The sequence below is a fragment of the Streptomyces sp. HUAS MS02 genome (genome assembly GCF_055702265.1).
In genome coordinates this window covers 3,730,458-3,742,581 of record NZ_CM146747.1, presented here as the reverse complement: position 1 = coordinate 3,742,581, position 12,124 = coordinate 3,730,458, and the positions used below count along the sequence as shown (strand labels likewise).

Annotated in this window: 8 protein-coding genes; 3 read left to right on the top strand and 5 right to left on the bottom strand. The window is 72.0% G+C overall.

All coding sequences use genetic code 11. From position 1 onward, the window contains the following. The first annotated feature begins 139 nt into the window (after positions 1-139). Both ACZ9QC_RS15925 and ACZ9QC_RS15920 read left to right on the top strand, forming a co-directional pair. Positions 140-3,361 carry a glycosyl hydrolase 115 family protein gene (locus tag ACZ9QC_RS15925; protein ID WP_472920726.1) on the top strand — a complete coding sequence of 1,074 codons (3,222 nt, stop codon included), beginning with the start codon at positions 140-142 and terminating at the stop codon, positions 3,359-3,361. A 21-nt stretch (positions 3,362-3,382) separates the two neighbouring features. Further along, positions 3,383-4,462 (top strand): endo-1,4-beta-xylanase, encoded by a 1,080-nt coding sequence (locus tag ACZ9QC_RS15920; RefSeq protein ID WP_472920725.1) that lies wholly within the window; start codon positions 3,383-3,385, stop codon positions 4,460-4,462. 21 nt (positions 4,463-4,483) lie between these two features. Here ACZ9QC_RS15920 and ACZ9QC_RS15915 read toward each other — a convergent pair whose 3' ends face one another. The 3 genes from ACZ9QC_RS15915 to ACZ9QC_RS15905 all read right to left on the bottom strand — a co-directional run bounded on the left by ACZ9QC_RS15915 (position 4,484) and on the right by ACZ9QC_RS15905 (position 6,770). Beyond that, positions 4,484-5,083, bottom strand: coding sequence for a Uma2 family endonuclease (locus tag ACZ9QC_RS15915; RefSeq protein WP_472920724.1), 600 nt, complete (start codon positions 5,081-5,083; stop codon positions 4,484-4,486). A gap of 44 nt (positions 5,084-5,127) precedes the next feature. Further along, entirely contained in the window at positions 5,128-6,027 is a 900-nt protein-coding gene (locus ACZ9QC_RS15910) for a helix-turn-helix domain-containing protein (protein WP_472920723.1), read from the bottom strand. A 140-nt stretch (positions 6,028-6,167) separates the two neighbouring features. Then, complete coding sequence (locus tag ACZ9QC_RS15905; protein WP_472920722.1) at positions 6,168-6,770, bottom strand: ATP-binding protein; 603 nt, start codon at positions 6,768-6,770, stop codon at positions 6,168-6,170. A 14-nt stretch (positions 6,771-6,784) separates the two neighbouring features. Between ACZ9QC_RS15905 and ACZ9QC_RS15900 the strand changes: the two genes are divergently transcribed. Then, positions 6,785-7,612: a hypothetical protein gene (locus tag ACZ9QC_RS15900; protein ID WP_472920721.1), complete on the top strand. Its 828-nt coding sequence runs from the start codon at positions 6,785-6,787 to the stop codon at positions 7,610-7,612. Between the two features lie 21 nt (positions 7,613-7,633). Here the strand turns inward: ACZ9QC_RS15900 and ACZ9QC_RS15895 are convergent, their stop codons facing one another. Together ACZ9QC_RS15895 and ACZ9QC_RS15890 are read right to left on the bottom strand one after the other, a co-directional pair. Then, positions 7,634-10,426, bottom strand: coding sequence for a poly(A) polymerase (locus ACZ9QC_RS15895; protein WP_472920720.1), 2,793 nt, complete (start codon positions 10,424-10,426; stop codon positions 7,634-7,636). Between the two features lie 19 nt (positions 10,427-10,445). Next, on the bottom strand, positions 10,446-12,119 hold the full coding sequence (locus tag ACZ9QC_RS15890) for an RNA ligase family protein (protein ID WP_472920719.1): 1,674 nt from the start codon (positions 12,117-12,119) through the stop codon (positions 10,446-10,448). Positions 12,120-12,124 lie beyond the last annotated feature (5 nt).

The window sequence follows — 12,124 nt, the reverse complement described above, 5'->3', positions numbered from 1 at the left end:
TACGGCGTCGGCCGTGCGGGCAGCTCGTTCGAAACTATTCGGCGCGTTCGACCCGTTGTCCCCTCGCTTCACTCCCTCCACCATTTGTCATGGCACTGAGCAAATCCCGGCTTCGGGACGACCTGTCGAGGGGTGTGGCATGTCTGGGTACGTCAGCCGTAGGGGTGTGCTCGGCGCGGGGATCGGTGCTGTGCCGGTGCTCTCGATGGGGGGCGAGGGTGCGTGGGCCCAGGGGGGTGGCGGGGCCCCGCGGTTGACGGACTCGGGGGCGTATCTCTCCTTCACGCCCGTGCCGGGGGCGTTTCCGCTGGTCGGTGCCCCGGTCGTGGTCAGTTCCGAGGATCACGCCGGGGTCGTACGGGTCGCGGGGGACCTGCGGGACGACATCGAGCGGGTGACGGGGGTCCGGCCGGGGAGCGAGGTCGCGCGGGAGGTGGTCCTGGTGGGGACCATCGGGCGCAGTCCCCTGATCGACGGGCTGATCGACGCCGGGAAGCTGGACGTCGACGGGGTGCGGGGGAAGTGGGAGACCTCGTTGCAGACGGTCGTCGAGCGGCCGATGCCCGGCGTGCGGCGGGCCTTCGTCATCGCGGGCAGCGACCAGCGCGGCACGATCTACGGTGCGTACGACGTCTCGTACGGGCTCGGGGTCTCGCCCTGGTACTGGTGGGACGACGTGCCGCCGGTCCGGCGTGCGGCGGTGTACGTGCGGCCGGGCCGCTTCAGTCAGGGGACGCCGGCCGTGAAGTACCGGGGTGTCTTCATCAACGACGAGAACCCGGCGCTCGGGACGTGGGCGCCGGCGTACTTCGGGCCCGGGAAGGCGCCGGGGCACCCCGGGGGCTTCACCGCGGACTTCTGGGCCAAGGTCTTCGAGGCGCTGCTGCGGCTCAAGGGCAACTATGTCTGGCCGGCGGTGTGGGGGCGGGCCTTCGCCGAGGACGATCCGGAGAATCACGCGCGGGCGACGGAGTACGGAATTGTCATGGGCACGTCTCACGAGGCGCCCATGATGCGGGGGATCGAGGAGTGGAACCGCCATGCGGTACCGGCCGTGCGGGACAGCGCGGGCAATGTGGTCACCCCCGGGCGGGACCCCTACGGGGGCACCGGGGAGTGGTCGTACCGGCGCAACGCCGAGGCCGTGCGGGCGTACTGGCGCGACGGCATCCGGCGCATGGTGGACCAGGGCTTCGAGGGCGTCGTCACGCTGGGCATGCGGGGGAACGGAGACACGAGCCTGCCGGACGGTGACGGCATCGAGCTGATGCAGGAGATCATCGCGGCACAGCGCGGGATCATCGAGGAGGAGACGGGGCGGCCCGCCTCGGAGACCCCGCAGGTGTGGACCCTCTACAAGGAGGTCCAGCGCTACTGGGACCGGGGGCTGCGGGCGCCCGGCGACGTGACCGTGGTCCTCACGGACGACAACTGGGGGAACATCCGCAAGCATCCGGACTCCGGGGAGCCCGTACGGCCCGGGGGGTACGGGTTGTACTACCACTTCGACTACGTCGGGGTCGGGCGCAACTACAAGTGGGTGGACACCGCCAACCTGGCGAACCTCTGGGAGCAGCTGCACGAGGCGGACGCCTACGGCAACCACGGCCTGTGGGTGGCGAACGTCGGCGACCTGAAGGGCAACGAGCTGCCGACCGAGTTCTTCCTCGACTACGCCTGGAATCCCGGGCGTTGGGATCTGGAGAACCTGGGGGAGTGGGAGCGGGGTTTCGCGCGGCTGCACTTCGGGGAGCAGGCCGCGGCCGAGGTCGCCGAGGTGCTGAGCACGTACGGACAGCTTCAGGGGCGCCGCAAGCCCGAGCTGCTGAACCGGCGGATCACGGTCGCCGAGGGCACCACCGAGGTGGTCTACGACGACCAGGAGACGCCCTTCTACTTCGGTCACCGCGAGTTGGAGCGGGTCACGCAGGAGTGGCGGGCTCTGACGAGACGGGCCGAGCGGGCCGGCGGGCGGCTTCCGGAGAGCATGCGGGACGCGTGGTTCGAGCTGGTCGGGTACGAGGTGGCGGCCACCGCGAACCTGTACGGGCTGCGGGAGGCCGAGTTCCGCAACCTGCTGTACGCGGGGCAGGGGCGGGCGGCGACGAATCGTATGGCGGCCGAGGCGGAGGCGGGTCTGGAGCGGGACTTCGAGCTGGCCGATCGCTTCAACGCCGAGGTGGCGGGCGGGAAGTGGCGGGGCTTCCAGACCCAGCCGCACATCGGGTACGGGGACGTGGAGCGCTACGGCCCGAATGCCGGATGGCAGCAGCCGGAGAAGGACCATGTGGCGCTGCCGGACGAGATCTTCCCCAAGGTGCGGCGGATCGAGGTCCCGGAGGCCGCCGAGTTGGGGGTGGCGGTGGACGGTTCCGAGGACTCCGGGCAGTGGTGGCCCGGGGCCGGTGCTTCTGGGGCTTCTGATGCCTTTGGAGCTTCTGGAGCTTCTGGAGCTTCTGGAGCTTCTGGTGCGGAGCCGGTGCTTCCGGTGTTCAGCCCGTACCAGACCAGGCCCCAGCAGTACGTGGAGATCTTCAACCGGGGGCGTACGCCCTTCTCGTACCGGATCGAGCCGTCGGTGCCGTGGCTGGTGGTGGAGCGGTTGCGGGGGCGGGTCGAGGAGCAGGAACGCGTGGCGGTGCGGGTGGACTGGGGGCGGGTGCCGGACGGTGGGCGGCGTGTGGAGGGGGCGCTGACGGTGCGCGGGGCGGGGGCGTCGGTCACGGTGAGGGCCGTCGCGGAGAAGCCGTCGGCGAGGGAGGCGCGGGGTCTCAGGGGATTCGTCGAGGCGGGCGGCTATGTCGCGATCGACGCGGAGCACCACGCGCGGGCGGTGGGGTCGGCCGACGGGCGCGTGCGCTGGCGCCGGATCGAGCGGATCGGACGTACGGGGGCGGGGATGACGCCGTGGCCCGTGACGGCGCCCCGGCAGACGCCGGGCGGGGCCGGGCCGCGGCTGGAGTACGAGGTGAGTCTCCTGTCGGCCGTGGAGGAGGTGACGGTCCGGGCGTATCTCTCGCCGAGGAATCCGGCGCTTCCGACGGGGGGCCTGCGATACGGGGTGTCGTTCGACGGCGCGGAACCCCAGGTCGTCGACATCAACGCCGTCACCGGGGCCGACGACGGGCTCATGAACAAGCAGTGGGCGCGCAACACCTCGGACAACGTCAACGTGACGGTGACCCGGCACGCGATCTCCGGGCCCGGGGTGCACCGGCTGACGTTCTGGATGGTCGACCCGACGGTGGTGGTGCAGCGCCTGGTGATCGACACGGGCGGGTTGACGCCGACGTATCTGGGGCCGCTGGAGAGCCGCCGGATCTGCGAGATCCCGATCCGAGATCCGAGATCCGAGATCTGAGAACTGAGAAGGGACCTGGAGATGACGTACGTGAAACGGTTTCGCATGCCCGCGCTCGGGATGGTCGCCGGGGCGCTGCTGTCCACGGCGGTGGCCGTGCCGCCGGCCTCGGCGCACGGACCTCATGCCGGCCCGTCGCTGCGGGCGCTCGCCGACCGCGCCGGCGTACGCGTAGGCACGGCCGTCGACATGGCGGCCCTCGCGGACGACCGGACGTACCGCCGGACGACGGTCCGTGAGTTCAACTCGGTGACCGCCGAGAACGTCATGAAGTGGGAGTCGGTGGAGCCGCAGCGGGGTGCGTACGACTGGAAGGCCGCCGACGACCTGGTCCGTTTCGCGCGGGCGAACGGGCAGGTGGTGCGCGGGCACACCCTGGTCTGGCACAGCCAGCTGCCGGGCTGGCTGACGGCCGGGGTGGCGGACGGATCCATCGGCGCGACGGAGCTGCGCGGCATCCTCAGGAACCACATCACCACCGAGGTGAAGCGGTACAAGGGGAAGATCCAGCAGTGGGACGTGGTCAACGAGGTCTTCGAGGAGGACGGCAGCCTGCGGAACTCCATCTGGCTGCGTGAGCTGGGCCCGTCGTACATCGCGGACGCGTTCCGCTGGGCGCACGCCGCCGATCCGAAGGCGAAGCTCTTCCTCAACGACTACAACGTGGAGGGCGTCAACGCGAAGTCCACGGCGTACTACGAACTGGCGAAGCGGTTGCGCGCGGAGGGCGTACCGGTGCAGGGCTTCGGCGCGCAAGGGCACCTCGCGATCCAGTACGGCTTCCCGGCCGATGTTCCCGCGAACCTGGCCCGCTTCGAGGCGCTGGGGATGCGGACGGCGTTCACGGAGGTGGACGTACGGATGATCCTGCCGACCGATGCCGACAAGCTCGCGACCCAGGCGTCGTACTACCGGCGCCTGCTGGACGCGTGCCTGGGGGCGCGGAGCTGTACGTCCTTCACGGTGTGGGGGTTCACGGACCGGTACTCGTGGGTGCCGGGCGTGTTCGAGGGCGAGGGTTCGGCGACCCCGATGGACGAGGAGTACGGGCGGAAGCCGGCGTACGGGGCGCTGCGGGAGGGGTTGGCTGCGGGGCGGTGATCTCGGCCCCCGGCGTCCCCCTCAGCCCTTGTCCGGGTAGCGGGGCAGGTTCTCCGTGGAGATGGTCCAGTCGGCGATGGTGACGTCCTCGCCGTACACGAAGTCCTTGCGGGTGGCGTAGCGCGGGCCGTCCGGGGTGGCGTGGATGTCGGTGAGGACGGCGCCTGTGCCGGTGCGGGGGTCGAAGACGGCGTAGACGGGGATGCCGAGCAGGGGGTAGTCGCGCATCTTGGTGACCCAGTCGTTGTCGGGGTTGGTGCGGGACACGATCTCGATCGCGGCGACGAGTGTCCTGGGGTCGATGGAGCCCGGGACATTGAGATCGTCCCAGGCGATCACCATCACATCGGGGTGGCGCATGATGCCTTCCGGCTCGTCCTCCACGTCGGGCGTGCCGTTGTGGGCCAGCAACTCCTCCGGCATGAGTTTCTCCAGACGGCGGCTGACATGCGCTGCCGTCACTTCGTGAGGTCCTCCCGGAGACACCATGTCGTGGACGATCCCTTCCTTGGTGATCTCGAATTTGCCGGGGAGGGTGTCGTCCATCGACTGAACGAAGTCCCGCATGGCCCGGTAGACGTGGGGGGCGCCGTGCTGCGCGTTGTCCGAGGCGATGGTCATGGCGCTCGCTCCTCGTGTGGGCCCGTGGGCAAGGATCGTCACGTTCATGCTAGGCGGCCTCCATGCGGGTGCACGGGATCGGACGTGCAGTCGCGGCAGCGGCTCCCCTTCGGGCCCCGGAAGCCACGGTCACAGCCGTCGCAGTTCGTCATGTCGTAGTGGACGGCAGGTGGTGACGCGGGCTCCCGGAACGGCGGCAGGGGCGGCAGCTGCGCGATGAGCCGGTGGGCCAGGAACGCGGCCGGGCGGTGGAGGGGCTCGTTCGGGAGGTCGCCGGTCAGGGCGTGGCGTACGGCGGTGGGGGTGAGGTCGCGCTCCAGCCAGGCGGCCACGCCCGGGGCGAGGTGGGCCGTGTCGCACGCCGAGAGGAGCAGGCGGGGGTCCGTGCGGCGCAGGTCGGCGAGGAGATCGGTGGCGGTCTGGAGGAGGGTGGGGGAGCGGTAGGCGGGCTGGGGGACGGTGGGGAGGGGCTTGCGGGGGGTCTTTTGCCTCGGGTCCTGGCGGTCCTTCCGGGGCGCGTGCGCCGGGCGTGCCCCGGGCTCGTTGTCGGCCCTGTTGTGGCCGGGCTGGTTGCAGGAGGTCGTACGGGTGACGATCCGGCCGCCGGGGGTGCGTACGCGCTCCCGGCGCAGGTAGCCGTGGTCCTGCAACTCGTTCAGCGCGGCGGCGATCCGGGTCGCGCCCTCTTTGAAGCGGGCCGCGAGGCTCTTGATGTCGACGCGGGCGCCCTTCGGCAGCGACTGGATGTGCGTCGCCAGCCCGATGGCGAGGAGCGACAGCTCCGGGTGCTGGGCGAGGTGGTTGCCGATCACCGTGAAGCGGGTGGTGTGGCGGGTGTGGTCGTGGATCAGGCCGCCGCCGGAGGGGCTCTGCCGGTTCGGGTGGTTGTTGTCGGCAAGCCGGGCGTGGGCGCGCGGGGGCGCGCTAGGGTGCTGGGTATCCATCGGGAAGCGGTTCTCTTCCTTGGTGGTCAGGCCCTCGCACTGGGATTGCCGTCCCGGCGGGGGCCGTTGTCTGTCTGCGGTTGTGTTGCGCCGAGAGTAGGGCAGGTGACCGCTCCCGAATCCAGCCGAGTGGGCGATGTTCACCCGCGAGGGTGAGGCGGCCTGCCGGGCGGGAGGAGGGGTGGGGTTTGGTGGGGTTCTTTCTCTCCCGGGGTTCTTGGGGAAAGACCGTCCGCCGCACCGAAGCACACGACATCGGGTTCCGGTTCCGGTGGTGTTCGCAGGGTGATCTCGGCCCAGACGGTCTTGCGCGGCGGGCGCCCCTGGGCGGTGCCCCAGCGGTCGGCGAGTGCCTCGACGAGGAGGAGGCCCCGGCCGGACTCGGCGGCGGGGGAGGGGCGTTGGGCTCGGGGAAGCCGTTCGCGGCACGTGTCCGTCACCTCGATGCGCAGGGTGACACCGATGACGTACATCGTCAGGTCGAAGTCGCGGCCCCGAACGCGTCCGTGCGTCGCCGCGTTGGCCGCCAGCTCGGCGACGATGTGGTCCGCCGGGTGCAAGGGCATTTCCCATGCGCGCAGTTGCTCGGTGGCGAGAAGGCGGGCGAGACGGGCTCCCCGAGGCGTGGGTGACAGCCGCACGCTGAAGTTGCGGAGGGGGCTGACGCGTTGCGGCGGGCTTGACGTGGGGAATCGCCGCGAGATCAAGCTTGGTACTCTGCCGCCTCCCGTACGGACATCCATTCGAAGAGGTGTGAATGAAGTCAGGCAGACGGACCGTCGCGGTGGCCACGCTCGTGGGGGCGCTCGGGCTCTCGGTGCTGAACGCGCCGGCGGCTCAGGCGGCGGACACCGGTATCACCGTGTCGGACATCGTCATCAATCACGGCAAGCCGATCGTGGTCGGCACGTCGAAGGAGCTCGAGCCGCCCATCTCCTTCAACATCGCGCTGCCGTCCGGGTACAGCACGTCCAACCCCTCCCGCTACGACGCGTATCCCTTCCTCTACCGCGGCAGCATCGCGACGGCGGCCGACACCGGGGACAACTTCATCCAGCCGGGCAGCTACACCTGCTACGAGATCGACTCCAAGCGCGCTCGCTGCGAGGGCAACCTCTTCATCGACCCGCACCCGAGCCAGGAGCACGTCGACTCCAACAGCGACGCCACGACGTGGAAGGTCGGCGTCTCGCTGAAGCTGTGGAAGGCCGACGGCGGTCTCAAGACCGGGGAACTGGAGACGCGGTCCAAGACCGCCCAGCTCAAGCGCGCGGCCAAGGCCACGGCCAACGCCTCCCCGGAGCCCGTCACCAAGGGCAAGGCCATCACCGTCACGGGCAAGCTGACCCGGGCGAACTGGAACACGAAGAAGTACGACGGCTACGGCGGCCGTACCGTGAGCCTCCAGTTCAAGGCCAAGGGCGCCGACACCTTCAAGACGGTCAAGAAGGCCACCACCAGCAGCACGGGGGCGCTGAAGACCACGGTCAAGGCCTCCGCCGACGGCTCGTACCGCTGGGTCTACTACGGCAACTCGACGACCGGTGTCGCCACCAGCGCGTCGGACTACGTCGACGTCCTCTGACCTCTCAGCCCCGTCTCAGTCTCAGTACAGGGTCGGTACCTCGCCGCCCTCCGCCCGCGTCAGCGTGACTCCCGCCAGACCGCGTAGTCGGCGTTCCGCCACGGCGGTCAGCGCTGCGGCGGTCGGCGGGGTCTGGCCCAGGCCGATGGCATAGCGCGCGGGGGCCGTGGTGAAGGGGCGGGGCCAGGCGTGGCAGTCGGGGGCCAGTTCGGCGAGGTCCGTGATCAGGGCCCGCATCCTGCCCCGGACCCGGCCCTCGTCCCGGCTCCCGCCCCCGCCTCCGCCCGAACCCACCGTCACGATCGCCCAGGCCGCGTGGCGGCGGTGGAGTGGGGGAGGGGTGAGGAGGACGGACAGGGGGCTCCCCTCTTCCAGCAACTCCCAAGCCCGGAACAGCTCTTGTGTAACCAGGTCTCGCATGCCTGCCGAGACCTGGTCAGTACAGGATCGGACCGGGGCGGACGGGGTCGCGACCGTGAGGGGCCCGGCGGGGACTCCGTCCAGCTCTCCCACCGGCTCGCGCCAGTCCCACGCCGCCCACGTCGCGAAGAACTTCCGGAGGAGGTCGGCCGGTGGCAGATCGGCCGATCGTGCCGCCGTGCGGGCCACCAGTACGGACCACGCCAGGCCCGGCAGCCCGCCGAACGGTGCCGAGTCCAGGCCCCTCGCCCTCGCCCACGCCTTGATCTGCCTGGCCAGCCCAGCGAAGGCCGCACTGCGGTCCCCCACCGACGCGAGCACCGCCTCCGCGTCGCTCACCGCGCTGAGCGCGATCGCCGCCGCCTCACCCTGCTCGGCCCGCCGCTCCACCGCCTCCGCGGGATCCATCACTCCGGTGGCCACGACCGCCAGATCCACATCCAGCCCGTCGAGCCGCAGCCGTACGCCGGGTACGCGTGCCCCGATCACCTCGCGCACCTCGCCGACCGCCACGCCCGTCATCGCGGTCAACTTCGCCTCTACAGCGGCCAGTTCGACCGTTCCCGGCAGGGCCGCCACCAGGTCCAGGTCCGCGCCCGGCAGCGCACAGCCCATGCGCCGGGAGCCGACCACGTGCACGACGCCGTCCGGGAACGCCTCCGCGACGAGGCGGGCGGCCCGGTCGGCCACCTCGTCGTCGCCACCGGCCCCGCCCACCTCGTACGGCGTCGGCTCCTGCGCCCACCGCACCTCTCCCGTCCCCAGGCTCACCGTCCCGCGCACCCGCATGGGCTCGTCCCCGCGCCGTGACAGCAGGGCCAGTTCGCCGACCCGCGCCCGCATGGGGGTCAGCCGGGCCTCGCAGGACTTGGCCAGGGTGTTCGGGTCGGTGGTGCGGCCCAGGCTGAGGTGCGGGGTGAAGCCCTCGCGGCGGCCGCGACAGTGCGGGAAGTGGCGTACGAGGGTGCTGTGCAGGTCGGCCCACGGGCCCTCGCCGGCCGCCGCCGGGTCCAGCCACACCGTCGCGTCATCGCGATGCCCGAACCAGTGCACACCCTCCAGCCGGGCTTCGAACGGCGAGGTCGCGGCCGTCGCGAGCAGCGCGGCCGCCTCCTCGAAGGCGTGCTCCGGTGCGAAGCCGAAGAGGACGTTGACATGCGGGGGCCAGCGGTGGATCTGCGGGTCGTGGTCGCGGCGGATGTCCTGGATCGGCGGCCACAGCTCCTCGGGAGGGAGCCAGGCCAGCGCCGTACGGGCCGTCGGCCGTGCGTCGAGGCGGCGGGCGACGTCGGTGTCCGGGGCCTCGGGCGCCACCTCCACCCGTACGCCGTAGTGGTCCGAGACGTACAGCCCCTCCGGGGTGGGCGAGTCCCCGTACAGCCGGGCCGAGCGCACCCCCAGACCCGTGCCGCGCAGCAGTACCCGGTCCAGCCGGGAGGCCCGTCCGGACAGGGACGAGACCGCGGCCAGCGGGTTGGCGGTCGGGTCGAAGGTCGGAGTCGTGTCCGCCCGGCCGTGCGCCTCGCTCCACGCGTCCCGCATGCCCAGGGTCGACTGCGGGGTGTCGCCGCCGTCGTTGAAGTCGCCGAGGAGCAGCAGATCGGCGTCCAGGGTCGCGAACCCTTCGGCCAGCCGGGCCAGTTCGGCGGTGCGGCGCCCCGCCCCGTCGGTGGAGTGGTCACTGCTCAGATGCGTCGCCGCGACGACGAGGGGGCGTGCGCCCGCTTCCACGACCACGGCGGTCACCGCCTTGTGCGGGCCCAACGCGTGGAACGCGGCCTCGCGGACCGGCAGCCGGCTCAGCAGGAGCAGACCGCACTCGTCCACGTCCCGCCCGCGCGGATCCGTCCCCAGGATCCAGCCGTCCCGTACCCAGGGCTCGCGCACCAGCATGCCCAGCAGCTCCGCCTCGACCTCCTGCAACGCGATCACGTCCACGTCGGCCGCACGCAACGCCCGCAGCAGCAGCGGCCTGCGGCGGGCGCTGTCGATGAGATCGGCGTCGTAGCGGTCCCAGAGGGTGTTCCAGGTCAGTACGCGTACGGCTCCCGCGGCGGCGCCACCCGGTGAGCGCGCGGGGGCCCACTCCTTTCCGTCCCATGCGTACGGCGTACGCGCCGTGAAGAACGGCGCTCGGAGCAGACGCGCCTCCCGTACGCGCCCCGCGTCCGTCGCGTCGATGCGGTCCGTCCCCGTGGCCCGGTCCCAGACCAGCTCGCCGTCCGCCTCGAAGAACAGCACCCGGTGCCACGGGATCTCGCCGCCGGGCACGAACGCGGGCAGCGGGACCCGCTTGGGGGCGGCGTTCCGCTGGAGCACGCCGAGCACGAAGCGGGCCGGGTCGAAGCGCGCGTCCCAGCGCACCCGGTGGTAGATCTCCTCGCTCGTCCGCACGGTTCCTCGGACCTCTCCCTCAGATCTCGTCCTCTATGGTCCCGCTCGCACCGATGTACCAGGTGCGGTGGGCGTCGCCCGGATACGGCGGGGTGAAACGGCGCAGCTGGGCCGTGAGCACGTCCGGCGGCACGGGATGCTCGCGGCGGCCGTTGCGGCGGACCAGCTCGTCCTCGTCGACCAGGACCACGGCGTGGGTGATCAGGGCGTTGCGGCGGTGGGCGACCGCGTGCACCAGTGAGCGCTGCTGGTGGGTGAGGGAGGTGGCGTCCCACACCGTCGTCCCGCCGGCGGCGAGCGCCGCGTCCAGCCGGTCGAGCCCGGCGCGCAGCACATCGGCGTTGGCCCGCTGGTCGGCGCGTGCGCCGCGCGCGGCGCGCAGGTCGTCCAGTGATACGTACGTGTCCACGCCCGCGAGCCCCCGCGCGAACGTGCTCTTGCCGCTGCCTGCCGGGCCGACCAGCTGGATCAGCCTCGGGAAGGCCCCGGACCGCCACCGCCAGGTGGCCGCGACGGCCTCCGTCGCGTCTCCCACGCGCCCCCGCGCATACGCCTCCCGTGCCTCCGCCCGGCACCGGACCGCCGCGTCGGCCGACAGCTCCGCGAACGCCTCCGCCAGGGCCGCCTCGTCGAGGCCCCGTACCTCCTCGGCGTGCAGTGCCGACCACTCCACCTGCTCGCGTGCCTCGTCCGTCGCCGCCGTGGCGCGGGCGACCGCGTGCAGCAGACCGAGATCGGCGGCCAGGGACAGCCGGGCCAGACCCGTCCGGCGGTCCTCGTCGGGATACGGCCGGTGCAGCGCGGGGTGCAGCCCCACCAGGTCGGCGACCCGGCGCGCGAGTGGCATCCCCACGGCTTCGGGCAGTCGGGCGGCGACCCGGGCCCGCCGGCCGCCCGGGGCGTGCCCGTGCAGCAGCGCGGCCAGCACACCGGCGAGCCGCTCGTCCCCGGTCCGCCCCTCCGGGTCGAAGCGGGCCACCGCCTCCCGGTCCCCCTCGCCCGGCAGCCCGACGGCCTCCGCCAGCGCGTCGGCGTCCACGGGCGCGCCGGAGCGCACGGCCCACAGCGGCGCACGCGCCCCCAACCCGTTTTCCACGACGGCCGCGTGCATCCAGTGGGTGTCCGTCCGCACGTGCCCGGCCCGTACCCACTTGGCGACGCGCGCGCCGAACTCGTCCACGGCGAAACCGTCCACGACGCGGACGACGTACCCCTCCTGCCGCCCGAGGTCCAGCCGCAGCGCGCGCAGCGCCTTCTCGTCGAACACGCCCCGCCACAGCACGCGCGGCACGGGGACGCCGAGCCCGCGCAGCAGGTCCACCGTGCGGTCCCAGCCCAGGCAGCGCCCGTCCGCGTCCCACACCGAGAAGCCGTAGAAGAAGCTGTCCAGGTCGTCGTACGCGAGGGAGTGGCGGGCGAACATGTTCTCGCCGCACACCCGCCAGCCCGCCGGGACCGCGTGGCCGATACGGGCCTGGAGCGCCTTGACCCAGGTACGGGAGGGGTGGTGCGCGGAGTCGAGCGAGCGGGCGTGCAGGCCGTCGGCGTAGAGCGTGGTGTTCTCGCCGTCGAGCTTCTCGGTCACGACGACCTCGCGGCCGCGCAGGCCCGACAGGTCGGTGACCCGCAGGTCGTCGGCGGTCGCGCCGGGGGACCAGGGCAGATGCCTGGTCCGCGGATAGTGCGTGCGCATGATGG